19 protein-coding genes are annotated in these 24,808 nt (G+C 66.7%); 15 read left to right on the forward strand and 4 right to left on the reverse strand.

Going from position 1 to position 24,808, the window contains the following annotated elements; genetic code table 11:
- The first annotated feature begins 295 nt into the window (after positions 1 to 295).
- On the forward strand, positions 296 to 5,050 hold the full coding sequence (locus LXE91_RS34410; RefSeq protein ID WP_039355694.1) for a YadA-like family protein: 4,755 nt from the start codon (positions 296 to 298) through the stop codon (positions 5,048 to 5,050).
- Between the two features lie 125 nt (positions 5,051 to 5,175).
- Complete coding sequence (locus LXE91_RS34415; protein WP_039355692.1) at positions 5,176 to 5,838, forward strand: OmpA family protein; 663 nt, start codon at positions 5,176 to 5,178, stop codon at positions 5,836 to 5,838.
- Positions 5,839 to 6,074: 236 nt separating this feature from the next.
- Here LXE91_RS34415 and LXE91_RS34420 read toward each other — a convergent pair whose 3' ends face one another.
- Positions 6,075 to 6,473 (reverse strand): nuclear transport factor 2 family protein, encoded by a 399-nt coding sequence (locus LXE91_RS34420; protein ID WP_039355689.1) that lies wholly within the window; start codon positions 6,471 to 6,473, stop codon positions 6,075 to 6,077.
- Positions 6,474 to 6,554: 81 nt separating this feature from the next.
- Here LXE91_RS34420 and LXE91_RS34425 point away from each other — a divergent pair, with 81 nt between their 5' ends.
- Both LXE91_RS34425 and LXE91_RS34430 read left to right on the forward strand, forming a co-directional pair.
- Complete coding sequence (locus tag LXE91_RS34425) at positions 6,555 to 7,496, forward strand: LysR substrate-binding domain-containing protein (protein WP_039355688.1); 942 nt, start codon at positions 6,555 to 6,557, stop codon at positions 7,494 to 7,496.
- Between the two features lie 235 nt (positions 7,497 to 7,731).
- On the forward strand, positions 7,732 to 8,067 hold the full coding sequence (locus tag LXE91_RS34430; protein WP_039355686.1) for a hypothetical protein: 336 nt from the start codon (positions 7,732 to 7,734) through the stop codon (positions 8,065 to 8,067).
- Between the two features lie 81 nt (positions 8,068 to 8,148).
- On the opposite strand, the gene LXE91_RS34435 is transcribed toward LXE91_RS34430, so the two are convergent.
- Positions 8,149 to 8,337 (reverse strand): hypothetical protein, encoded by a 189-nt coding sequence (locus LXE91_RS34435; protein ID WP_039355684.1) that lies wholly within the window; start codon positions 8,335 to 8,337, stop codon positions 8,149 to 8,151.
- A gap of 126 nt (positions 8,338 to 8,463) precedes the next feature.
- Between LXE91_RS34435 and LXE91_RS34440 the strand changes: the two genes are divergently transcribed.
- The 9 genes from LXE91_RS34440 (at position 8,464) to LXE91_RS34480 (ending at position 15,312) form a co-directional block, all read left to right on the forward strand.
- Complete coding sequence (locus LXE91_RS34440; RefSeq protein WP_039355770.1) at positions 8,464 to 8,679, forward strand: DUF3820 family protein; 216 nt, start codon at positions 8,464 to 8,466, stop codon at positions 8,677 to 8,679.
- 211 nt (positions 8,680 to 8,890) lie between these two features.
- Entirely contained in the window at positions 8,891 to 9,400 is a 510-nt protein-coding gene (locus tag LXE91_RS34445; protein ID WP_039355682.1) for a hypothetical protein, read from the forward strand.
- Between the two features lie 216 nt (positions 9,401 to 9,616).
- Entirely contained in the window at positions 9,617 to 10,132 is a 516-nt protein-coding gene (locus LXE91_RS34450; protein WP_039355680.1) for a hypothetical protein, read from the forward strand.
- Positions 10,133 to 10,236: 104 nt separating this feature from the next.
- Positions 10,237 to 11,385 carry a cytochrome c oxidase subunit II gene (locus LXE91_RS34455; protein WP_039355679.1) on the forward strand — a complete coding sequence of 383 codons (1,149 nt, stop codon included), beginning with the start codon at positions 10,237 to 10,239 and terminating at the stop codon, positions 11,383 to 11,385.
- A gap of 31 nt (positions 11,386 to 11,416) precedes the next feature.
- The gene (gene ctaD / locus LXE91_RS34460; RefSeq protein WP_039355677.1) at positions 11,417 to 13,177 is read left to right on the forward strand and encodes a cytochrome c oxidase subunit I; all 1,761 of its coding nucleotides are present in this window, start codon (positions 11,417 to 11,419) and stop codon (positions 13,175 to 13,177) included.
- Positions 13,174 to 13,785 (forward strand): cytochrome c oxidase subunit 3, encoded by a 612-nt coding sequence (locus tag LXE91_RS34465; protein WP_039355674.1) that lies wholly within the window; start codon positions 13,174 to 13,176, stop codon positions 13,783 to 13,785. Before ctaD ends, LXE91_RS34465 begins: the two co-directional genes overlap by 4 nt.
- Entirely contained in the window at positions 13,782 to 14,501 is a 720-nt protein-coding gene (locus LXE91_RS34470; protein WP_039355671.1) for a heme-copper oxidase subunit III family protein, read from the forward strand. Before LXE91_RS34465 ends, LXE91_RS34470 begins: the two co-directional genes overlap by 4 nt.
- A 7-nt stretch (positions 14,502 to 14,508) precedes the next feature.
- The gene (locus LXE91_RS34475; RefSeq protein ID WP_039355667.1) at positions 14,509 to 14,850 is read left to right on the forward strand and encodes a cytochrome C oxidase subunit IV family protein; all 342 of its coding nucleotides are present in this window, start codon (positions 14,509 to 14,511) and stop codon (positions 14,848 to 14,850) included.
- A gap of 141 nt (positions 14,851 to 14,991) precedes the next feature.
- Complete coding sequence (locus LXE91_RS34480; RefSeq protein WP_039355664.1) at positions 14,992 to 15,312, forward strand: high-potential iron-sulfur protein; 321 nt, start codon at positions 14,992 to 14,994, stop codon at positions 15,310 to 15,312.
- Between the two features lie 98 nt (positions 15,313 to 15,410).
- Here LXE91_RS34480 and LXE91_RS34485 read toward each other — a convergent pair whose 3' ends face one another.
- Together LXE91_RS34485 and LXE91_RS34490 are read right to left on the reverse strand one after the other, a co-directional pair.
- Positions 15,411 to 16,589, reverse strand: coding sequence for a chromate transporter (locus tag LXE91_RS34485; RefSeq protein WP_039355661.1), 1,179 nt, complete (start codon positions 16,587 to 16,589; stop codon positions 15,411 to 15,413).
- Positions 16,586 to 17,563: a chromate resistance protein ChrB domain-containing protein gene (locus LXE91_RS34490; protein WP_039355659.1), complete on the reverse strand. Its 978-nt coding sequence runs from the start codon at positions 17,561 to 17,563 to the stop codon at positions 16,586 to 16,588. The genes LXE91_RS34485 and LXE91_RS34490 overlap by 4 nt, the downstream gene beginning before the upstream one ends.
- Positions 17,564 to 18,006: 443 nt before the next feature.
- Between LXE91_RS34490 and uvrA the strand changes: the two genes are divergently transcribed.
- Entirely contained in the window at positions 18,007 to 23,901 is a 5,895-nt protein-coding gene (uvrA, locus tag LXE91_RS34495) for an excinuclease ABC subunit UvrA (protein WP_039355657.1), read from the forward strand.
- A 475-nt stretch (positions 23,902 to 24,376) separates the two neighbouring features.
- Entirely contained in the window at positions 24,377 to 24,664 is a 288-nt protein-coding gene (locus LXE91_RS34500) for a DUF1330 domain-containing protein (RefSeq protein ID WP_039355654.1), read from the forward strand.
- Positions 24,665 to 24,808: the final 144 nt, after the last annotated feature.

Here is a 24,808-nt window from a genome sequence, read left to right on the forward strand (position 1 = left end):
TGCGCGAATGAACTGCACGCCCAGCGCTGGACCGTCGGGCTTGCCGTGTCGGCTTCCATGATTCGATAACCGGCGATCGTCGCCTCGCATCGTGTCGACCGGCACGGGCGGCGCGCGATCGCGTGATCGCGATGTCCATCGCGCATGTCGTGCAGCATTACCCGGCTGTTTAGTTAGTGATCCAAAGTGAGTTGCGGGGCGTCGCGAGGCGGACGGGAACGTACAGAGGGTGTTCTCGCCGGTCGCCGTGTTCGCCGTTGCGTCATCCAGCACATGAGAACCGAGGGAAGACAAGATGAACAAGACGTTCAAGTCGATCTGGAACGAAGCATTGGGAGCCTGGGTTGCGGCTTCGGAGCTTGATCGGGCACGCGGAAAGCGCGTTGCGTCGTCGCGTGGCACGGCGGAGCGTGCCGCCGAAGGGGTGGCTCCGTCGCTCAGGCGGCTCACCCTGCTGATGGCGTCCGCGTATCTCGCGCTGTTCCATGCCGGTGCGCATGCGCAGTACAACCCGGATGGCGGTACAGCCACCGGCGGCGTCAGCTCGATCTCGATCGGCGTCGGGTCGAGCGCCGCGCAGACGAATTCCACCGCGTTGGGCAACCTGGCGACGGCGCAGGGCGTATCGGCCACGGCACTTGGCCCGGGTGCGCACGCGATGGCCGACGGTTCGACGGCCGTCGGCATCAACGCGCAGGCGACCGGCGTCAACAGCGCGTCGATGGGCGTGCAGGCGATCGGTTCGGGCGACTACTCGGTTGCCATCGGCAACCTGTCGAGTGCGACGCAAAGCGGCGCGGTGGCGATGGGCAGCGGGGCGGCCGCGACCGGAGTGTCCGCCATCGGGCTCGGCAACAATGCGCTGGCTTCCGGCCAGTACGCGGCCGCGCTCGGCCTTGGGGCGAGCGCGGTCGGGGTCCAGAGCGTCGCGCTCGGCTACGCGTCGCACGCGACCGATACGGGCACGATCGCGATCGGCAACCAGGCGACGAGTTCGGGCGGAGCCGGGGTGGCCGTCGGTAGCGGCGCACTGGTGACCGGCAATTCCGGCGTCGCGATGGGCGTCAACAGCGGTGCGAAAGGCACGACGTCGATTGCGATCGGCTGGGGCGGGGTCGCAGGCGTACCGGGCTCAGGCACGCAGTCGCTCGGCACCAGTTCGATCGCGCTGGGCTCGAATACGACGGCTGGCGCCGATACCTCGATGGCGCTCGGCACGAACACGAAGGCGACGGGTATCAGTTCGATTGCGATGGGCGTCCAGTCGAGCGCGACGCAGCAGTTCGCGACCGCGCTCGGCAATGCCGCGCTTGCGACCGGCGTGTCGGCGAGCGCACTGGGGGGCGGTGCGACGGCGTCGGCCACGAATGCGACGGCCATCGGCATCAACAGCGTCGCGGCGGCGGGTTCCACAGTGGCGATCGGCGACAGCAACTCGGTCGCGGCTGCGGCGGGAGCGGGCTCGATTGCCGGCGGCAACAACTCGAAGGTGCTGGGCGGCAGTGGCGCCGTCGCGCTGGGTCTGGGGCAGACGGTCAGCGGCAACGGTGCGGTGGCGATCGGCGACCCGAGCACCGCGATCGGCACCGGTGCGGTCACGGCCGGGGCGAACAACACGGCGAACGGCAACGGCGCGGTCGCCATCGGCAATTCGAACATCGCGCAGGGCACCGGTTCGCTCGCGCTCGGCAACACGTCGACGGCCGCGGCGGCCGGTGCGCTGGCGTTCGGCGCGTCGGCCGTGGCAAACAATGCAGGCGACGTCGCGCTCGGCTCGGGCTCGACGACGGCCGCGCCGAACCCGACCGCCAGCGCGACGATCGGCGGCGTGACGTACACGTTCAACGGTACGAATCCGACCAGCGTCGTCAGCGTCGGCGCAGCGGGTACCGAGCGTCAGATCACCAACGTCGCGGCCGGGCGCATCAGTTCGGCGAGCACGGATGCGATCAACGGGTCGCAGCTCGACGCGACGAATCAGGCGGTGAATTCGCTGTCGACTTCCACGGCGTCGAGTGTCAGCTCGTTGTCGACGGGGGTGTCGTCGCTGTCGACCGGGTTGTCGTCGGCCAACAGCTCGATCACGTCGCTTTCCACGTCGACGTCGACCGGGATCAGCTCGTTGTCGACGGGATTGAGCTCGACCAATAGCTCGGTGACGTCATTGTCGACCTCGACGTCGACGGGGCTGTCGTCGGCCAACAGCGCGATCACGTCGCTGTCGACGTCGACCTCGACCGGCATCAGTTCGCTGTCGACGGGGTTGAGTTCGACCAACAGCTCGGTGACGTCGTTGTCCACTTCCACGTCGACCGGATTGTCGTCGGCCAATAGCGCGATTACGTCGCTGTCGACGTCGACCTCGACCGGGATCAGTTCGTTGTCGACGGGATTGAGCTCGACCAACAGCTCGGTGACGTCGCTGTCGACTTCCACGTCGACCGGATTGTCGTCGGCCAATAGCTCGATCACGTCGCTGTCGACGTCGACCTCGACCGGCATCAGTTCGCTGTCGACGGGCTTGAGCTCGACCAACAGCTCGGTGACGTCGCTGTCTACTTCCACGTCGACCGGGTTGTCGTCGGCCAATAGTGCGATCACGTCGCTGTCGACGTCGACCTCGACCGGCATCAGTTCGCTGTCGACGGGGTTGAGTTCGACCAACAGCTCGGTGACGTCGTTGTCGACTTCCACGTCGACCGGTCTGTCGTCGGCCAATAGTGCGATCACGTCGCTGTCGACGTCGACCTCGACCGGGATCAGTTCGCTGTCGACGGGGTTGAGTTCGACCAACAGCTCGGTGACGTCGTTGTCGACTTCCACGTCGACCGGTCTGTCGTCGGCCAATAGCTCGATCACGTCGCTGTCGACGTCGACCTCGACCGGGATCAGCTCGCTGTCCACCGGCTTGAGTTCGACGAACAGCTCGGTGACGTCGCTATCGACTTCGACGTCGACGGGCATCAGCTCGCTGTCCACCGGCCTGAGTTCGACGAACAGCACGGTCACATCGCTGTCCACGTCGACCTCGACCGGCATCAGCTCGCTGTCCACCGGCTTGAGTTCGACGAACAGTTCGATCACGTCGCTGTCGACCGCGACCTCGACGAGCATCGGTTCGCTGTCGACCGGGCTCAGTTCGACGACGAGCTCGATCGCGTCGCTGTCGACGTCCACCTCGACGACCGTCGGTTCGCTGTCCACCGGGCTGTCGAGCACCAACAGCAACCTGACTTCGCTGTCCACCGCGACGTCGACGGGCATCAGCTCGCTGTCCACCGGCCTCAGCTCGATCGCCACCAACAACACCAACCTCGGCAACAGCACGGCGGGCGCGATCGGCGGCGGGGCCACCTACGATCCGACGACCGGCACGATTTCGGCTCCGTCGTACGTGACGTACAACAGCGACGGCTCGACGACGATCAACAACAACGTCGGCTCGGCAATCGACAACATCAACGCGCACGGCATCAAGTATTTCCACGCGAACTCGACCGCGCCGGACAGCCAGGCGATCGGGCTCGACAGCGTCGCGATCGGCCCGAATGCGATCTCGAAGGTGGACGGCAGCATCGCGCTCGGTGCGGGGTCGGTATCCGACCGCGCGACGACGCCGGCGTCGGGCATCCTCCGCAACGGCACCGCATCGATCCCGTTCAACACGACGGACCAGACGCTGCTCGGCGCGGTTTCGGTCGGCGACGCAACCGGCAAGACGTATCGCCAGATCACCAACGTCGCGGACGGCACCGGGCAACAGGATGCGGTGACCGTGCGGCAGCTCGCCGGCGCGTTGCAATCGTTCGCGGTCACGGGCCAGAAGTATTTCCACGCGAATTCGACGGCGGCCGACTCGCTCGCCGTCGGCGCGGAATCGGTCGCGGTGGGGCCGACGTCGGTCGTCAACGGCGACAACGGCGTGGGCATCGGCAACGGCGCGATCGTCGACCAGACCGCCCCTGGCGGCGTCGCGATCGGGCAGGCGGCGAGTTCCGCGCAGGCCGACGCGATTGCGCTCGGCAGCGGCGCGACGGCACTGGGCGCGCAGTCGGTCGCGCAAGGCGCCAATGCGAAGGCGGTCAGCGTGGGCAGCGTCGCGCTGGGTTCCGGCGCGCTCGGCAACGCAACCGATGCGCTCGCGCTGGGCGCCGGGGCGTCCGCGACGTTCGCGAACAGCGTGGCATTGGGCGCCGGTTCGCTGACGACGGTCGGCGCGCTGACGAACTACGTTGCGTACGGCCTGAGCAGCCCGCAATCGTCGGCCGGCGAAGTGAACATCGGCAACCGGCAGATCACGGGCCTCGCGGCCGGCAAGAACGGCACGGACGCGGTGAACGTGTCGCAGCTCGACTCGGTCGCGAACCAGCTGACGACGCTGATCGACCAGCGCACGACCAACCTCGGCGGCCAGTACACGACGAACCCGAGCGGCACGAACGTGCCGCCGGGCTCGACCGGCGCGAATTCGTCGGCGGGTGGTTCGGGGGCGGTGGCATCGGGCTCGAACAGCACGGCGGTCGGCAACAACTCGCTCGCATCAGGCAACGGTTCCACCGCCTTCGGCGTGGGCTCGACGGCGTCGGGTAACAATTCGACCGCGATCGGCACCGGCAGCAACGACGGCGGGCGCTCGAACGTCGTCGCGGTCGGTTCGGCGGATTCGGCGCGCCAGGTGGTCAACGTCGCGGCCGGTACGCAGGGCACGGATGCGGTGAACGTGAACCAGCTGAACGCGGTGTCGAACCAGTTCACGCAGTCGCTGAACACGGTCAACAACCAGCTCACGCAGATGCAGCAGCAGATCCAGCAGACCGATTCGATGGCACGCGAGGGGATCGCGGCCACCGCCGCGATGGCGTCGATCCCGCACATGGACCGCGACTCGAACTTCGCGATGGGGGTCGGCACGGCGACGTTCCAGGGGCAGAAGGCCATGGCGGTCGGCGTGCAGGCGCGCGTCACGGAAAACCTGAAGGCGACGCTGAACGGCGGCTTCGCCGGCAGCCAGCGCGTCGTCGGCGCGGGCATGCTGTATCAGTGGAAGTAATCGCGCGCTGCGGTTCGTTCCGGCACGCGTTGCCGGAGCGGACCGCGCTGAACGCAAACGCACGCGGATGCGGCTGCGCCCTTGCGCCGCCCGCGCTGCGCCCCTGGCATTTTCGGAGTAATCAAGTGAAAAACATTCATCTTGCACTGCTGGCGTCCGTCGTTTCCCTCGCGGCCTGTTCGAGCGCATCGGGGCCGACGTACAACGCATACGAACTTCAGCCGCGCGACGGCATCCGGACGTTCCGCGTCGACTGCCACGGCATCCTGTCGAGCGCCAATACCTGCATGAAGGTCGCGACGCGCATGTGCGGCAACGAGGCCGTGCGCAGGGTCGATTCCACGACGCCGTACCGCGACGGCGCCGATCCGCACTCGATCGTGTTCCAGTGCGGTGCGGCACCCGCGCCGGTCGCCGCGGCGGCTGCGCCCGCGCCCGCCGCGGTCGAGAAGGTGAGCCTGACCGGCGATGCGTACTTCGCGACCGACTCCGCGGTGCTGACGTCCGCCGCCACCGCCGCGCTCGACACGTTGCTGAACCAGCAGGGGGACAGGCATTTCTCGCGTGTGGAAGTGGACGGTTATACCGACGCGACCGGCTCGGATGCACACAACCAGGCACTGTCGAAGCGTCGCGCCGATGCCGTCGCCGGGTACCTGCGCGAACACGGGCTGAAGGCGGATTCGATCGCGGCGACGGGGCATGGAGAGACCAACCCGGCCGCATCGAACGAGACCGCCGAAGGGCGGGCGCGCAATCGCCGGGTGGAAATCTCGTTGCAGAAGTAGGACGTAGCCACCGGCTTGCCGCAGGCGTGGCCGTCGAGAACGGACGGCTCGCTTGCGTCAGCGGTGCCGTCCGGGGGCGCAGGCGGTCGAGTCAGGCGATGCGTCGCGACGGGCGCGTGCGGTGCCGCCATCGCGGCGGATGTCGGCGTGTTCACCGAATGCCCTGCGCGCGTGGCGATCGAAGTCGGCACCCGCCCTCCGCAAACCAGCCTCGGTATCGAGCGACATCGATTCGGCTACGCGTATTTGTCGCCCACGGTACTGCGAATCGGATGGGTGTCGTAGACGATGATCATCCGCTCGATGCGCCCGTCGTCGTCGAATTCGAAAACATCGACGCACTCGAAACGCACCGCGGATCCATCTTTCAGCCCCCAGTCATAGACGAAGTAACCGGTCGCACGTCGAGCCCCCGTCGTGCTGACGCAGATGTCGATGGGCGTTATCTTGCTCGCCCCGGACGCGGCATTGACCTTCGCAAAGAATGGCGCGGCGTTCATCCAGCCGAGAAACGGCGAGAAGACCTGGGCGTCCGGCGTGAACAACGCACAGATCGCCGCGACATCGCCGCGCTCCAGCTCCGCGAGATAGTTGCGAACCTGCCGGGTGTATAGTGCTTCCGACGATGAGACCATCTTTTTTCTCCGATCATTCGTTGACAACGCCGCGCATTCGGACGGGCGCGCATCCGGTACAGGCAAGATAGCGATGCCCCGATGACCGAACAATCGAAAAATCCGCAACCCGGGTATGCAACCCATGCATACCCATTGGGCGACCTGACACGGCCGCTGCCGCCGCTGACATCGTTCCAGTCGTTCGTCGCCGCGGCGCAACTCGGGAGCATCAGCAGGGCCGCCGACCATCTGTGTCGAACGCAGGGTGCGGTGAGCCGTCAGGTCCAGCAACTGGAATCGCACTACCGGTGTGCACTTTTCGTGCGCCATGCGTCAGGGTTGACGCTGACGGCGGAAGGAAGCGAACTGTTGACCGTGGCTGTCAGCGTTCTCACGCAACTCGTTCAGCACGCAGACATTCACGCCAAGGCAGCGCCTGTCGTCACGCTGCGGTTGCCATCCACGTTTGCGCTTCGCTGGTTGCTTCCACGGCTGGCGGACATCAATCACGCGTTGCCCGGAACGGAATTTCGCATCTCCACATCGGCGGACGACACGCCGGATTTCACGACACCCGACGTCGACGCCATCGTTGTGCGTGGAACCGGGCAGTGGCCAGGTATGGACGCGGTGCCGTTGTTTGCCGAGCGACTCACCCCGATGTGTACCAGCGAAATGGCCGCATCACTTGGCTCGGCAGCCGACCTTGCTCATGTCACGTTGCTTCATCCCGGACACGGCCACGAGGAGTGGCGATGCTGGCTGGAAAGCGTGGGGGCACGGCAGATCGACGCGAGCCGTGGGCTCGTTTTCGATACCCTCGAACTGACGCTCTCCGCTGCGGCGGAAGGGCATGGAGTGGCGATCGGCGATCCCCGGATGGCGAGGGACCGCCTGCAGGCGGGGACACTGACGACGCCTTTTGCCGACGTGGCGCAAAACGGCTTGTCGTACTTCGTCGTCTACCCATCCCAACGAGCCGCACAGTCCAAGATTCGTGCCCTCGCTGACGTCCTGTTTCGGCTGGCGCAGGAAGACTGATCGTTATCGGGGAACACGCGCCTGTACTGCGGCTTCGCAGTTGGCAGGTGACGCGAGCGCGAACACCGCCCATGCCGGCGTTCAAATCATCGATGCTCACGTTGTGCATCGCCTCCGAAGAACCGGCTCGCCTGTCGAGCCCGCCCGTCTGATCTGCCGCAAGCGCGCAGCGAATATGGCGCCCGCGTTCCCAATGGCGAGTACACTGAAAATGCCCTAGAAACAGGAGAATGCGATGATCGACGCTGGCCCCAAAAGCACCTTCCGAGGGCTGCCGCTGACCGTGGAGCAGGACGCGGAAGTGAGGCACTACATCAAGGATCGGACTCGGCGTGGGCTGCCGTGGGACACGTCGGAACTGAGCGCGATGCTCAAGGACATGCTGCACCCCCCGGGCGACGGTGATGGCGATCGCGATGGCGACGATGATTTCGCCTCCCCGGCAGACGAGACGAGAGCGGCCGCCGAGCGCGCGACGGCCTCCGTCGACGAAGCGATGGACCCGATCGAGGCGAATGAGGAGTGGCACGCGGCCATGGAGTCGGAGGGCATGAAAGGGCCCAGACGATAAAAGCGGCGCAACGACGCGCCGATTCCTTGCGGCGCCGCGTACGGGGGAATGCGCGCCGGGCGTCCGTCGCCGGGCGCCCTGTCAGTGCCTGATCACGCAGACGGCCACGATTTCGTATCCGGGGTCGGCATGCACGTGCGCCGCCTTTTCCGCTTCTTCATACGAACCAAACGACGTGGCATCCTCAACGGCCGGTGCCATGCCGATATCGCCATCCTCGGCGGTGCAGAGGAACTGCTCGCCGGTCTTCACGACATAGACGGACATCATGATTCCCTCCATCGTGTGCAGGGGGGGGAATTCCAGTCTAGCAGGCGAGAAAAGGGGCGCAGGTGGTTCGCTGAATCCTTCTCGCAAGGTCAGCGACGGGACCCAAAAGCCGTGCACAATACCCGCATGCAAAATCCAGACCTCGAACAACTCGTCACCGTCGTCATGCCGTTCGGGAAATACAAGGGCCGGCTGATTGCCGACCTGCCCGGGCCTTACCTCAACTGGCTGGCGCGCGAAGGGTTTCCGCGCGGCGAAATTGGCCGGCAGCTCGCGCTGATGCACGAGATCGACCACAACGGTCTGCGGGACTTGCTGGCGCCGTTGCGAAAGCGCGGATAGTGCGGATAGCGCCAGTTGGGGGGCAAATGTCCCGCGCCCCCGCATCGATCGACCGCGATCCCCACCGCGCTTCAACCACCCCTGCCACGCGTGCCGAATGCTCGCATGCGACCCCGTCCGTGGCCCGCATGTACCTGGCACGTTGCCGATGCTGACATAGAATATAAAGCAGTCCCTTGGACGCGTTGATGGCAAGAAAAGGGGTGCCAACATGAGACGCCTTTATTTCCTCGTACCCGATACCCAGATGGCGAAGGCCATCGTCGACGATCTATTGCGCGCACGCATCACCTGGCGCCATATCCACGTTCTCGCCGACCACAGCGTTACACTCGATCAGTTACCCGAAGCATCGTTGCTGCAAAGCAGCGACGTCGTGCATGCGCTCGAACGCGGTGTCGCGCTCGGCGGCGCGGCCGGCGCGCTGATCGGCCTCGTCGCGCTCGTCTTTCCTCCGGCGGAGCTCGTGATCGCGGGCGGCGCCGTCGTCGGCTTGACGTTGGCCGGCGCGGGTTTCGGGGCGTGGACCGCCGCGATGATCGGCATCGCCGAGCCGAACGCGCGACTCCAGCGATTTCGCGAGGCTATCCAGGCAGGCCAGATCCTGATCATGGCCGATGTTCCGGCATTGCGAGAACAGGAAATCGAAGAGATGGTCGCCCAGCATTTTCCGAAGGCGGACCTGGAGGGCGCCGAGCCTACGTCACCGATCTTCCCCTGACACACGACAGCAAATCGGCTGGCCCGACAACCGCGTCGATCGACGCGTTTCGTCGAGCGCACGGCCGCGGCCGCGAGCCGCGCGGGGAGCGGGGCGTGCGCACGTTGCGCAGGCAATCCTGTCGGCCATGCCGAATCGCGCAAGCGACGCAGGCTGGACGCGCGGGATGCCTTGGGAATCGAAGTGCCAACGTCGAACCGTCGGCAAGGAGGCCGTATGGAACTGCACATTCAATCGCACCATTGGGAGCGTCGGTCGCCCGACTGGGTCGCCGCTGCCGTGGCTGGCCTCGCGGGCGGCGCGCTGGTGATCGCGCTGGAATTCGTCTGGTCGACCCTGGTGCTCGGCTCGAGCCCGTGGCAACCGACCCACAAGATCGCGGCGATGGTGATGGGCCGCAGCGCGCTCGGCCAGATGACGCAATTCAACCTTGAGATCGTGGCGATGGCGCTGCTGCTGCACTACGTGCTCGGCGCGATCATGGGGATGATGCTCGCCGCGATCATGGCGCCTTTCCGCTTCGATTCGAGCGTGGGCATGGAAGCCGCCATCGGGCTGGCGTTCGGGATCGTCGCGTACGGGTGGAACTTCTACGTGATGACGGCCGTGTTCCCCTGGTTCGTCTCCGAGCGCGGTTCCGGGCCGTTGCTGGCTAACCTGTTGTTCGGCGTGGTTGCGGCCATCACCTACGGCAGGCTGGAGCGATTGCGCAAGCAGAACATGGACGACTGACCCATCGCGTTTCCCGCCGCGCCGACCGTGCACACGCGGCGCCCGCGGGAGACGCGTAACCCGGTGTCGGCGGCTCCGGCGAGTGACATGCAGCGAGGCGGCCTATGGCCCTTGCGATTGCCCTGGTCCTGATCATCCTGTTGGCGGTGGGGTTTCACTTTGCCAGTCCGTGGTGGATCACGCCGATCGCGTCGAACTGGGTGCGCATGGACGACATGCTGACGATCACGCTCGTCATCACCGGCGCATTCTTCATCGCCATCAACCTGTTCATCGTGGTCGCCCTGGTGCGCTATCGCCACCGCAGCGGGCATCGTGCGGCCTACGAACCGCACAACCGGAAACTGGAATGGTGGCTGATCGGCCTGACCATCGTCGGCGTGGCGGCATTGCTGGCGCCGGGGCTGTTCGTCTACGCGGACTACATCCGGCCGCCGCGCAACGTGCTGCAGATGGAAGTGCTCGGCCAGCAATGGCAATGGCGCTTCCGCTTCGCCGGGCCCGGCGGCAAGCTGGGCACGACCGACGTGCGCTACATCGGCAACGACAACCCGTTCGGCCTGAACCCTGCCGACCCCAACGGCCGTGACAACTACCTGATCGAAAGTCCCGAGGTGCACCTGCCGCTCAACCGGCCGGTCCAGGTACTGACACGGTCGCGCGACGTGCTGCACGACTTCTACGTTCCGCCGTTCCGCGCGCGGATGAACATGGTGCCGGGCATGGTCACTACTTTCTGGTTCACGCCGACCAAGGCAGGGCGCTACGACATCCTGTGCGCGCAACTCTGCGGAATCGGGCATTCCGGCATGCGCGGCGTGGTGGTGGTGGAAGACGAAGCCGCGTTCTCGCGCTGGCTCGCGCAGCAGACCACGTTCGCGCAGCAGCAGATGGCCCACGTGCAGGCCGCACCGGCCGCGGCAGGCGGCAGCGCGCAGGCGCTGGCCAACCTGGGCAAGACGCTCGCGGCGGCCAAGGGCTGCGTCGCCTGTCATACCGTGGACGGCAGCCCGCTCGTGGGCCCGACCTGGAAGGGCCTGTACGGCAAGACGGAAACGATGACCGACGGCAGCACCGCGAAGGTCGACGAGGCCTATCTGCGCGCGTTCATTCGCAATCCGACGGCCCGCGTCGTGAAGGGCTTCTCGCCGATCATGCCGCACTTCGACCTGAGCGAGCAGGAACTGACCGCACTGGTGGCCTACATCAAGGCGCAAGGCGGGACGTCCGCCGGCACTGCGGCCCAGCCCTAGCGGAACGGACGAAGCAGACGGAGCAGACGCCATGACCTACGCGCACACCGACCACGTCCCGCACAGCTTCTGGACCCGCTACGTGTGGAGCCAGGACCACAAGGTCATCGCCGTGCAGTACGCGCTGACGGCCATCGCGATCGGCCTGGTCGGCCTCGTATTGTCGGACCTGATGCGGCTGCAGCTCGGCTTTCCGGGCAAGTTTGCGTTCATCGACGCGAACCACTACTACCAGTTCGTCACGATGCACGGGATGATCATGGTGATCTACCTGCTGACGGCACTGTTCCTCGGCGGCTTCGGCAACTACCTGATCCCGCTGATGCTCGGCGCGCGCGACATGGTGTTTCCGTTTCTCAACATGCTGAGCTACTGGGTCTACCTGCTGGCCGTGCTGGTGCTGGTGGCGAGCTTCTTCGTGCCGGGCGGGCCGACCGGCGCGGGCTGGACGCTGTATCCGCCGCAGGCGATTCTGCCGGGCACGCCGGGCGTGGAATGGGGCATCGTGCTGATGCTCGTGTCGCTGGCGATCTTCATCGTCGCGGCCACGATGGGCGGCCTGAACTACGTGACCACCACGCTGCAGGCGCGCACGCGCGGCATGACGCTGATGCGCATGCCGCTCACGGTGTGGGGCATCTTCATCGCGACCATCATGGCGCTGCTGGCGTTTCCGGCGCTGTTCGTGTCGGCGGTGATGATGCTGTTCGACCGGACGCTCGGCACCAGCTTCTTCATCCCGGCCGTGGTGTCGATGGGGCAGACGCTCAAGCACGCCGGCGGCAGCCCGTTGCTGTTCCAGCACCTGTTCTGGTTCTTCGGGCATCCGGAGGTCTATATCGTCGCGCTGCCGGCCTTCGGCATCGCGTCGGATCTCATCAGCACGCACGCGCGCAAGAGCATCTTCGGCTACCGGATGATGGTATGGGCCATCGTCATCATCGGCGCGCTGAGCTTCGTGGTCTGGGCGCACCACATGTTCATCGCCGGCATGAATCCGTACTTCGGCTTCTTCTTCGCTACCACGACGCTCATCATCGCCGTCCCGACCGCCCTCAAGGTCTACAACTGGGTGCTGACGCTGTGGCGCGGCGACATCCACCTGACCGTGCCGATGCTGTTCGCGATCGGCTTCGTCAGCACCTTCGTGCTGGGCGGGCTGACCGGGCTCTACCTCGGCAACGTGAGCGTGGATATCCCGCTGTCGAACACGTATTTCGTGGTCGCGCACTTCCATATGGTGATGGCCGTGTCGCCGATCCTCGTGGTGTTCGGCGGCCTGTATCACTGGTACCCGAAGGTGACCGGCCGCATGCTCGACGACACGCTCGGTCGCGCGCACTTCTGGATCACCTTCGTCGGCACCTATGCGATCTATTTCCCGATGCACTATCTCGGCATCCTGGGCATGCCGCGGCGGTATTACGCGTATCAGGGCTACAGCTTCATCCCGCATTCGGCGCAGACGCTCAACACGTTCATCACGATCGTCGCGCTGATCGTCGCGGCGGCGCAGTTGCTGTTCCTGTTCAACCTCGCATGGAGCCTCGGGCACGGCCGGCGCGCGGACGGCAACCCGTGGCGGGCCACCACGCTCGAATGGCAGACGCCGCAAACGCCGCCCGTACACGGCAACTGGGGGCCGACGCTTCCCGTCGTCTACCGCTGGGCATACGAATACAGTCCGCCGGGGCAAGAGGAAGACTTCGTGCCGCAGAATCAGCCGCCGGCGACGGCGCCCGAAGCCAAAGCGGCTCATCCGACGCTGCATCCGGGCGAGGCACAAGAATGACTACGCTGCCGCGCCCCTTCGTTCCCGATGCGCCACCCGGCCTGCCGAATGCGGGGCGCACCGGCCTGGTCGTGTTCATGGCGGTTGCGACGACGCTCTTTTCGCTGCTGCTGCTCGCCTATGCGATGCGCATGCGTGAATCCGACTGGCAACCGATCCCGCATCCGGCGCTGTTGTGGTGGAACACCGGCGCGCTGGCGCTGGCCGGCATTGCGATGCAGCGAGCCCGGCGGATAGGCCCGTACCGCACGGTGTGGCTGGTAGCCGGCGGCATACTGGCGGCCGTGTTCGTGATCGGGCAACTGATTGCGTGGCACGTGCTGTCGGCAGCCGGGGAGACCGTCACCGTCAATCCGTCCGACAGTTTCCTCTACCTGCTGACCGGCCTGCACGGATTGCATGTGCTGGGCGGGCTGGCGGCGTGGGGCGTGACGATCGCGCGGCTCCGGCGCGCGGACCCGTTTCGGGCTCAACGGGCCATCGCGCTGTGCGCGCTCTACTGGCATTTCCTGCTCGTGGTCTGGCTCGTGCTGCTGGCGGCGATGTGGTGGTTGACCCCCGGGATCGTCGCCGCGATCTGCGGGCCGTTGTATGGAGCCGCGCCATGACCGCGCCCACCGCCCACACCGAATCCGCGGCCGAATCGCCCGTGGGCATGCCCGCCGACGCGCGGCCCGACGGCTGGCGCGGCATCGTCACCGACTGGTCGTCCGACCGCGAAGCCTTCAGGGTGCCGTGGGGCAAGGCGATGATGTGGATCTTCCTGCTGTCGGACACCTTCGTCTTCAGCAGCTTCCTGATCGGCTACATGACGGTGCGCATGTCGACCACCGCGCCGTGGCCCGATACCGCGAAGGTGTTCGGGCTCAGCGTGGGCGGCGTGGAAGTGCCGTTGCTGCTGATTGCGATCATGACGTTCACGCTGATCAGCAGCAGCGGCACGATGGCGATGGCCGTCAACTTCGGCTACCGGCGCAACGCACGGCCCGCCGCCGCGCTGTTGCTGGCCACCGCGCTGCTGGGCGCGACCTTCGTGTCGCTGCAGGCGTTCGAATGGAGCAACCTGATCTTCCGTGAAGGCATCCGCCCGTGGGGCAACCCGCTGGGCGCCGCGCAGTTCGGCGCGTGCTTCTTCACGATTACCGGGTTCCACGGCTTTCACGTGACCTGCGGCGTGATCTACCTGCTGCTGATCGCGCGCAAGATCCTGCAGCCGGGGTTCACCGAACACGGCAACTTCCAGATCGTCGAGATCGCCGGGCTGTACTGGCACTTCGTCGATCTGGTGTGGGTGTTCATCTTCGCGCTGTTCTATTTGTGGTGAGGCAGCCATGGAGCACATCGATCCCGCCGATCGACCCGACGCCGCGCACGGCCAGCAGCATCCGATCGGCCTCTACCTGAAGATCTGGGGGCTGCTGTTCGTGCTGAGCACGTTGTCGTACCTGGTCGACTACTTCAACGTGCAGGGCCTGATGCGCTGGGTGCTGATCGTCGTGCTGATGATCGCGAAGGCCGGGCTGATCGTGTCGATCTTTATGCACATGATGTGGGAGCGGCTGGCGCTCGTGTACGCGATCCTGATCCCGCCGCTGAGCCTGCTGGTGCTCATGGTGCTGATGGCGGCGGAAGCGCATCACACGTTCGGGATGCGGGCGTTGTTTTTTCACTGATTCCGGCGTCGATCATGCGTCGGTGTGATGGGCGCGATACGTGCGCGATTGGCCGGCGCCGTTTCGGAGCGGGTGGCGTCCCGTCATCGGGGAACGGCGCTTCCCCGACATCCGGTCATGCAAAGCTGAAGTGAGGACTCCATGAAATTTTCACGTCGACGTTTTATTGCAGTCACCACCGTGCTTGCTTCCGCGCTCGCGGTTGGACGCCGCGCGACGGCGGCCGATACCGCGACCGGTGTCGTGCAGGAAACCGATGCCAATGCCCGGGCGCTCGGCTACAAGGCGGATGCCGGCCGGGTCGACCATGCGAAGTACCCGAAATTCCACGCGGGCGACGCCTGTGCGAATTGCCAGTTCTTCCAGGGCAAGGCCGGCGCCGCGACGGGGCCGTGCGCGGTTTTCGGCGGCAAGCAGGTCAATGCGAAAGGCTGGTGCAACAGTTATACGAAAAAGGCGTAGCGAAGGGGGAGTCGTTTCTCGGTCGGGGTTCGCCAGCGGGCATCCGCCGCAGCGTTTCGGCAATCGGACCCATCACGTTCGCCTCCCGGCGACGCGAGTCAATGATGGAGCAGCGGGAACGCCACGAGCCCGATGACGGCGGCAGCCGTCACGATCACCGGTTCCTGGAGCTTCTTGAAACGCCACAGCAGCAGCACGGTGGCGACGGCGAGCAGGGCGGTCGGGATGTCGACGATCGATCGCTTCGCGATCACGAGGACGGAGCCCGTGATCGCGCCGACGGCTGCGGCGGTGATGCCGTTCACGAACGCCTTGACGCCCGGTCGGTGCCCGTATTTTTTCACGTAAGGCGCGGGGATGACCGTGAACAGGTAGCAAGGCAGGAACGTGCCGAGCGAAGCGACGAGTGCGCCCGGGAATCCCGCGACCAGATACCCGATGAAGCCGACGGTGATCACGACCGGGCCGGGCGTGATCATCGCGACCGCGACGGCATCCACGAACTGTTTGTCGTTCAGCCAGTGATGTTCGGTGACGACGCCGCCATAGAGGAACGGCACGATCGCAAGCCCGGAGCCGAACACGAACGCACCTGCCTTCATGAAGAACGCACCGATCTGGACGAGCTGCGGTAAATCGATGCCGCTCAGCCATCCGCTGGCTGCGGGAAGATTGGCGGCGGCAACGGCATTCAGGCCGCCCTTGTGCAGCCACTTGGGTGGCGCGCGCCACAGCCAGCCGATCAGGCCGGCCGCGACGAACAGCCACGCGATTTCCGATTCCGTGATGAAGGTCACCGCGGCCAGGGTCAGGAAGATCGCCCAAAGGAGCTTGTCGTTGCCGACGGTCTTGGTCGTGAGCTTGTAGGCGCTCATCGCGATGATGCCGACCACCGCGGCGCCGACGCCGTAGAAGACGGCCTGCATCCACGGCAGCCCGCCGAAATGCGCGTACGCGAACCCGAGCGCGACCACCATCAGGAACGACGGCACCACGAACGCGAAACCGACCAGCGTCGCGCCGAGGAGGCGGTAGTGGACGAAGCCGAGATAGATCGCCAACTGGGCCGCCATCGGCCCCGGGGCGAGCTGGGCCAGCGTGAGGCCTTCCTTGTAGTCGGCCTCGGTGATCCAGCCGCGACGCTCGACCAGGTCGCGACGCATGTAGCCCGCGAGCGCGACCGGCCCGCCGAAACCCAAGGTGCCGAGACGCAGCATGTAGGCGACCAGTTCGCCCAGCGAGTAGGTCGGTTCGGTGGTGGCGATGGTAGTCGTCATGATCTGGCGGTGGTTGGGTTCTTTCCGCTCGACGTGAAGTGCGCATACAGGGCGTCGAGCACGGCGCCCATCTGCTCGAGCAACTGATCGTCGTTCTCGGTGCGCTGGCGCGTGCCGGCCATCACGGCCTCGAAGCCCACCGCTTCAGGCGCGGCGGAGCCGCCTACGTCGAGTGCATGAACGATCTCGCCGAGCCGCATCAGCGCGGCGTCGTTTTCGAGCCCGAAACTGGCGAGTAGCACCTCGAATGTCACGCGCTCGCCGACGTGCGTGAACGTCGCACCGTCGAAATCGAAGCCGAGCGCGTCGGCCGGGCAATCCGCCGGCGACGCCAGCCAGATGAAGCGGGCGCGCGCGTCGATGAATCGCTGGATCAACCATGCGCTCGCGACGCGATCGACCCACATCCGCTGCCGCGTCGCCCACGTGCGACCCTGGTACTCGCCAATCGCCAGCGGGCGAATGGCGCGATCGGCGGCGTGCGGCTCGCCCGGCGACAGCACGGTGTCGACCAGCGCGACGAAATCCTGCAGCGCGGCTTCGGCACGGGTGGCCGAATCGCCCGGGAAATAGTCGATCGCCCGGATGGCGTCGAAATCCTTGCGCAGGCGACGCAGCAGGCGGGTGAGTTCCGTGGGGGACTGCCCGGCAAGTGTCTTGCGCGCGTCGACGAGCGTGCGCGTGAAGGTCGCGTAGTCGTCGTCGCGGTCGAACAGCGCGCGGAATTCCTGTTCCTGCGACGCGTCGAGACTGGGCGCGCGCAGCAGGTAGGCCGTGCCCCCGCTGTCGGCGATGGCGTCCGCGAGTTCGCGCAGGGTCGCTTCATGCTCTGCGGTGTGCGGCAGCAGGTAGATGCCGTCGCGCAGCACCGCGCAGCCCTTCGATTTGAGCGCACGCCAGAATCGCATGCGGGCCGTCGCGTTTTCTGTTGGAAGGGTCAGTACAAGGAGTGACCAGATCGATGAAGTACTCATGTAGAGAATGCTACTAATGAGTTACGACATCTACAAGTCAACTTTTTCGAGCGCTACTGGGCAGGGCGGCTGCACCAGTCGTCAGCCGGCGACAGGGTGATTCGAATGGTTGGCAGTGCGCTCCCAATACGGCAGCGAACCCGCATGCAACGGGGCGCCTGTTCGGCCGTCTCCGTCGCGCGAGCGAGACGTGGGGAAGGGGGAAACGTTGGCGTATCGCGGCCGGCGCCACCCGTTCCGGCAGGCGTCTCCCCCTGCGCCAGCCGCCTGCCCATGACGCCCCAAGGGTCGTCATGGAAAACTGTATGAATATACAGTATAGTGTCCGTCGAAATCGAGTCGCACGGGTACAACCTTGCGGCCCGTGCGCCGCGCCTGCGGGCATCCGCCGCAGCGTTCCGGCACCGTGAACTCTGGCTAACTCATTCAGACGGGCAGGCAAATTGTCATCCAGCAATCTGATCCGCATTCGCGGAGCGCGTCAGCACAACCTCAAGAACCTCGATCTCGACCTGCGTACCGGCGAGATGACGGTCGTTACCGGCCCGTCGGGCTCCGGCAAGTCCAGCCTCGTATTCGACACGCTGTACGCGGAAGGCCAGCGGCGCTACGTCGAAACCTTCAGCGCGTACGCGCGGCAGTTCCTCGACCGGATGGACCGTCCGCAGGTCGAGCGTGTCGACGGCGTGCCGCCGGCAATCGCGATCGACCAGACCAACCCGGTCCGTAGCTCGCGCTCGACCGTCGGCACGATGACCGAGCTGAACGATCACCTGAAGCTGCTGTACGCGCGCGCGGCCGAGCTGTTCGATCGCAAGACCGCGCGGCAGGTGCGGCACGACACGCCGGAGACGATCTACGCGGAGCTCGTCGAACGCACGCGAGCCGACGATCCGCGTGTCGTCGTCACGTTCCCGGTCGAGCTGCCGGAAGCGGTGTCCGATGAGGAAATCGCGCAGTGGCTGTCGGCGAGCGGCTATACGCGCGTGCAGGCGCAGCGCGAGGTCGCTTCAGCCACCGGGCCGCGCAAGGTGCTCGACGTGGTGGCCGACCGCTTCCGCGTGCAGGGCGCCGACAAGGTGCGCGTGGTCGAGGCGATCGAGGCGTCGCTGAAACGCGGCGGCGGCCGCGTGAACGTCTATGTGCTGCCGGCCGACGCCGAGAATGCGGTTGCCGAGCCGCTGGTGTGGCGTTTCTCCACCGGCCTGCACGATCCCGACAGCGACCTGCGCTACGCGGAGCCGCAGGCGGCGCTGTTCTCGTTCAATTCGGCATATGGCGCATGCGAAACCTGCCGCGGCTTCGGCCGCGTGATCGGCGTCGATCTCGGCCTCGTGATCCCCGACGCGCGCAAGACGCTGCGCGGCGGCGCGATCAAGCCGATGCAGACCCCAGCCTGGAAGGAGTGCCAGGACGACCTGATGCGCTACGCGGCGAAAGCCGGCATCCCGCGCGACACGCCGTGGTCCGAGCTGTCGGACGCCCAGCGCGACTGGGTCGTCAACGGGTCGCCCGACTGGAACGGCAAGTGGCAGAGCCAGTGGTACGGCGTGAAACGCTTCTTCGGCTATCTCGAGTCGAAAGCGTACAAGATGCATATCCGCGTGCTGCTGTCGAAATACCGCAGCTACACGCCGTGCGACGTGTGCGGCGGCGCGCGCCTGAAGACGGAATCGCTGCAATGGCGGCTCGGCTCGAAAGAGAACGCGGACGCCGTGCTCGCGCCGGCCGGCCGCTTCATGCCCCGCGGCGTCGACTGGAGCCGCGCGCAGCTCGAAGCGTTGCCGGGCCTGACCGTGCACGACCTGATGCTGCTGCCGATCGAGCGCATTCGCCGCTTCTTCGATGACATCACGCTGCCGAGCGCGCTGCTCGACGATGCGCTGAAGCTGCTGCTCGCCGAGGTGCGCACGCGCCTGAAATATCTGTGCGACGTGGGGCTCGGCTACCTGACGCTCGACCGGCAGAGCCGCACGCTGTCGGGCGGCGAGGTGCAGCGGATCAACCTGACGACGGCGCTCGGCACGTCGCTCACGAAAACCCTGTTCGTGCTCGACGAACCGAGCATCGGGCTGCATCCGCGCGACCTCACGCGGATCGTCGAGGCGATGCAGCGGCTGCGCGACGCGGGCAATACGCTGGTCGTGGTCGAACACGATCCGTCGGTGATGCTCGCGGCCGACCGGCTGATCGACATGGGCCCCGGCCCGGGCGAGCGCGGCGGCACGATCGTGTATGACGGCACGCCGGGCGACATTCGTTCGGCGCACACGCTCACGGGCGAGTATCTCGGCGGCCGCAAGCATGTCGCGCATGCGTCGAACTGGGCGCGCCGGGTGGTCGACGCGAACACGCCGCGCATCGTGCTCGAAGGCGCGACCGAGCACAACCTGCGCGACGTGACGGTCGAGATTCCGCTGCAGCGGCTCGTCTGCGTGACGGGCGTGTCGGGGTCCGGCAAGTCCACGCTGCTGCAGGACGTGCTCTATCCGGCGATGGCCCGCCACCACGGCAAGGCGACCGAGTCGCCGGGCGCGTATCGCGGCCTCACGGGCGCCGACCAGGTCGGCGACGTCGTGTTCGTCGACCAGTCGCCGATCGGCAAGACCACGCGGTCGAACCCGGCGAGCTACGTCGGCGCGTTCGACGAAATCCGCAAGCTGTTCGCGAAGGCGCCGCTCGCGCTGCAACGCGGCTATGGCGCCGGCACGTTCAGCTTCAATTCGGGCGACGGCCGGTGCCCGACCTGCGGCGGCTCGGGCTTCGAGCACATCGAGATGCAGTTCCTGAGCGACGTCTACCTGCGCTGCCCGGATTGCGACGGCAGCCGCTACCGCGCCGAGATTCTCGAGGTGCGCATCGAGCGCGACGGCCGCGCGCTGAGCATCGCCGACGTGCTCGACCTCACCGTCAGCGAAGCGGCCGCGTTCTTCGCGACCGACGCCGAGGTGCTGCGCGTGCTGCAGCCGATCGTCGACGTCGGCCTCGAATACGTGAAGCTCGGCCAGCCGGTGCCGACGCTGTCGGGCGGCGAAGCGCAGCGGCTGAAGCTTGCCGGCTTCCTCGCCGAATCGGCGGCAGCCGTCAACGGCCGCCGGGTCGTCACGGAAGAAGCGCGCATCGCGCGGGCGAAGCTGTTCATGTTCGACGAGCCGACCACCGGGCTGCACTTCGACGACATCGCGAAGCTGATGCAGGCGTTCGGCAAGCTGCTCGCCGCCGGCCATTCGCTGATCGTGATCGAGCACAACCTCGACGTGATCCGCGCGGCCGACTGGCTGATCGATCTCGGCCCGGAAGGCGGCGACGGCGGCGGCCTCGTGCTGTGCGCGGGCACACCCGACGACGTGAAGGCTTGCGCCGAATCGCATACCGGCGTGGCGCTGCTGCAGTACGACCGCGCGATGGATGCCGAGCTGGCGCTCGCCGACGAAGGCAAGCCGCTGCAGGCCGTGCTGAACGCGGCGCGCGAGCGGCGTGCGATCGAAGGCGAAGACGTCGTGCGGATCGTCAATGCACGTGAGCACAACCTGAAGGCGCTCGACGTCGACATCCCGCACGGCAAGTTCAACGTGATCACCGGCGTGTCCGGTTCCGGCAAGTCGACGCTCGCGTTCGACATCCTGTTCCATGAAGGGCAGCGCCGTTACCTCGAGTCGCTGAATGCGTATGCGCGCTCGATCGTGCAGCCGGCCGGCCGCCCTGAAGTCGATGCGGTGTACGGCATTCCGCCGACCGTCGCGATCGAGCAGCGGCTGTCGCGCGGCGGCCGCAAGAGCACGGTCGCGACCACGTCCGAGGTCTGGCACTTCCTGCGGCTGCTGTACGTGAAGCTCGGCCTGCAGCATTGCATCCACGACGGCACGCCCGTCACGTCGCAGTCCGTCGAATCGATCGCCGCGCAGTTGCTGCGCGATCATCGCGGCGAGCACGTCGGGCTGCTTGCGCCGCTCGTCGTCAACCGCAAGGGCGTGTATACGGATCTCGCGAAATGGGCGAAGGCGCGCGGCAGCACGCATCTGCGCGTCGACGGCGAGTTCGTGCAGGTCGATCCGTGGCCGAAGCTCGACCGCTTCCGCGAGCATACGATCGAGCTGCCGGTGGCCGACATCGTCGTGTCGCCGGACAACGAGGCCGAACTGCGGCGCGTGCTCGACGAGACGCTCGAGCTCGGCAAGGGCGTGATGCATCTGCTCGCGCCGCTCGACGGGCTGCACGATGCGATGCAGAACGATCATTCGACCGCGCGCGTCGGCACGGTCAAGGTGCTGTCGGTCAAGCGCGCGTGCCCGGTGTGCGGCACGAGCTACCCGGAGCTGGACCCGCGGATGTTCTCGTACAACAGCAAGCACGGCTGGTGCACGACCTGCGTCGGCACCGGCGTCACGCTCACACGTGAACAGCGCGCCGCGTACGACGACACCGTGCTCGCCGGGGATGACCGTGGCCGTGAGCAGACGCTGCCGTCCGACGAGCAGGAACCGGAAGGCGTGGGCAACGAGCCGTGCCCGGATTGCAACGGCACGCGGCTGAACCCGTCCGCGCGCGCGGTCACGTTCGACGCGCATCCGATCGTCGAGGTCGCGCAATGGACGGTGTCCGACACGCGGCGCTGGATCGACGGGCTGGAGCTGACGGGGCGCGACGCGCAGATCGCACGCGACATCGTCAGCGAGATCGGCAGCCGCCTCGCGTTTCTCGAGGAAGTCGGGCTCGGCTACCTGAGCCTCGATCGTGCGGCGCCGAGCCTGTCGGGTGGCGAAGCACAGCGCATCCGGCTCGCGGCGCAGCTCGGCAGCAACCTGCAGGGCGTCTGCTACGTGCTCGACGAACCGACGATCGGCCTGCATCCGCGCGACAACCAGATCCTGCTGGACGCGCTGCGCAAGCTCGGCGACAAGGGCAACACGCTCGTCGTCGTCGAGCATGACGAGGACACGATCCGTCGCGCCGATCACATCATCGACGTCGGCCCGGGCGCCGGCAAGCGCGGCGGCACGCTGGTCGCGCAGGGGGCGGTCGCGGATCTCGCCGCGCAATCCGATTCGGTCACGGGGCGCCTGCTTGCGCAGCCGATGACGCACCCGCTGCAGCCGCGCCGCAGCGTGAGCCCGCCGGGCAAGAAAGGCGGCGCCGCGGTGCCGGAGGCCTGGCTGACCGTGCATGGCGCGCGGCTGCACAACCTGCGCGACGTCACGGTCGGCATTCCGCTCGCGCGGCTCGTCGCGGTGACGGGCGTGAGCGGTTCGGGCAAGTCGACGCTCGCGCGCGACGTGCTGATGACGAACCTGCTCGACGCGGTCGGCCGCTCGGTGCTGTCGTCGCCGGCCACGCGCCGCGCACGCAAGGCCGCGCAGCAGGACGCGCCGGCCACCAATCGCCGGTCGAGCGTGCTCGCGCGCAGCGCGCCGCGGCCGTCGCTGAACGTCACGCATGCGTGGCAGGGCTGCGAGTCGCTGAGCGGCTGGGAGCAGATCGATCGCGTGCTGGAAGTCGACCAGACGCCGATCGGCAAGACGCCGCGCTCGTGCCCGGCCACCTATATCGGCGTGTGGGACACGATCCGCAAGCTGTTCGCCGATACGCTCGAAGCGCGGGCGCGCGGCTACACGGCATCGCGCTTCTCGTTCAATACCGGCGACGGGCGCTGCCCCGCATGCGAAGGGCAAGGCGTGCGCACGATCGGGATGAGCTTCCTGCCCGACGTGAAGGTGCCGTGCGACGTGTGCCACGGGCAGCGCTTCAACCCGGAGACGCTCGCCGTCACGTGGCGCGGCCGGAACATCGGCGACGTGCTGACGATGGAGATCGACGAGGCGGTGGAGTTTTTCGCGCCGATCTCGAACATCGCGCATCCGCTGCAGCTGATGAAGGATGTCGGGCTCGGCTACCTGACGCTCGGCCAGCCGTCGCCGACGCTGTCGGGCGGCGAGGCGCAGCGCATCAAGCTCGTCACCGAGCTGACGAAGGTGCGCGACGACATCACGCGGCGCGGCCAGAAGGCGCCGCACACGCTGTACGTGCTCGACGAACCGACGGTCGGCCTGCACATGGCCGACGTCGCGAAGCTGATCCGCGTGCTGCACCGGCTCGTCGATGCGGGCCACAGCGTCGTCGTGATCGAGCATGACCTCGACGTGATCGCCGAAGCCGACTGGATCATCGATCTCGGGCCGGAGGGCGGCGTGGGCGGCGGCACGATCGTCGCGGCGGCACCGCCGGAAGCGCTCGTCCAGGTGAGTGCAAGCCACACCGGGCAGGCGCTCAAGCCGGTGCTGGCGCGAACCGGGTCGGACGAAGGGGAAGCCGAGCGCGAGGGCGAAGCGCGGGTAGGGTGAGCGCGACGCTTCGTCTCGACGGCCCCGGTGCCGGGCGGTGCGCCCCCAGCTGACTTGCAAGCGGCTGGGGGCGCACCGCGATCCGGCTCATGCACCCCTCGTCGAGGGGTGTTTTCTTTTGGGGCTGCGGTCGACGCCCTATGCCGCCGCCGTGATCGCGTGGTGCACCCGCCGCCACAGGCCGGCAGTCCGATCGGCATGAACGCAAGCTGCCAGGTCTCGAACCCGGCGAGCACCGGGAATGGCTGATGGACATCGCATGCGAACAAGATGACGAGGCTGCCGCCATCGCGGCGGCCGCGACACGCGCCCGACCGATCGGGTGCGTCCATTGTCCATTGTTAATGCGGCTCGAATAGAGAGTTGGAATCAGGGGGATAAGAGAAAGCGCGCCCGATGGTTAGGATGAATGTCGTTGTCCGGCGGACGATCTTCGGATCGTCCCATCATTCTCGAACGCATCAGGAGTGCAATCTTGGCGACCTATATCGTCTTCACGCATGAAAGCACGCAGGATCAGCAGGAACTCGATCTCTACCAGGACAAGGTCGGCGCGACGATCGCCGGCCACCCGTTGAAGGTGCTGGCCGCGTATGGCCCGCAGGAAGCGCTCGAGGGTGACGGCCCGGAAGGGGTCGTGATCGTCGAGTTTCCGTCCGCGGACGCCGCGCGCGCGTGGTACGACAGCCCGGCATACCAGGCCATTGTTCAGCATCGCGTCAAGGGTGGACGCTTTCGGGCCGTGCTGGTCGAAGGCGTCTGACCGGGGGGCGAGCCTCTTGGCGACCGTCGCGGCGACTCCGCCTTCGGCGGGACGGTCGTGTCGCCGTTCAACGGCGAGCCGGGCTTCCCGGCAGCGCGTTCGGCGCGAGCCGCGCGAGGCCGGCTGTCGAAGTCGCCGATCTTG

This window comes from Burkholderia contaminans (genome assembly GCF_029633825.1).
Taxonomy (GTDB): domain Bacteria; phylum Pseudomonadota; class Gammaproteobacteria; order Burkholderiales; family Burkholderiaceae; genus Burkholderia; species Burkholderia contaminans.